General features: G+C 53.1%; 1 protein-coding gene. It reads right to left on the reverse strand.

What is annotated here, in order from left to right; genetic code table 11:
• Positions 1 to 206 precede the first annotated feature (206 nt).
• Positions 207 to 450: hypothetical protein (locus tag AC1RO3_RS08650; protein ID WP_481764026.1), on the reverse strand; the 244-nt coding region annotated here is incomplete at its 5' end.

Here is a 450-nt window from a genome sequence, read left to right on the forward strand (position 1 = left end):
TCTTTCCATGCGCGCTCGATGGTGTCGTCGGCGTCCGGGCCCGGCTTCACGACACCCAAAACCATATCAAAAAGGATATCGTCGGTTTCGGCCCCAGCCTTAAACGTGAATCCGTATTCAAGGCGGTTATTGGCAAGTGCGCAAATGTAGGTTTCGAAAATCATGGCTTGTCCTCAGCGGGGCCCGTAGGCCCCTTCGTGTGTAGGTTAGATATCACAATCCGCGTAATCGTCTTTGAGCTTCTGTTTCTTGTCGGCAACCGATTCGCGCAATTCGCGAACGTCCTCTATTGCGCCGCGCAATTCATCGCGCCAGTATTCCGACACGTGGCGCACTTTGATGCACTCACGGATACGAGTAAGCCGGGCCTCGGTCAAGCTTTCTTCGTGCTCGATATCGCTTTCAAGCTTCTTTGCCTCCTGATAGCGTTCGTCGTATTCTTTGTAACCC

The sequence above is a fragment of the Dellaglioa sp. CoH-57-MRSF-19 genome, from assembly GCF_056781975.1.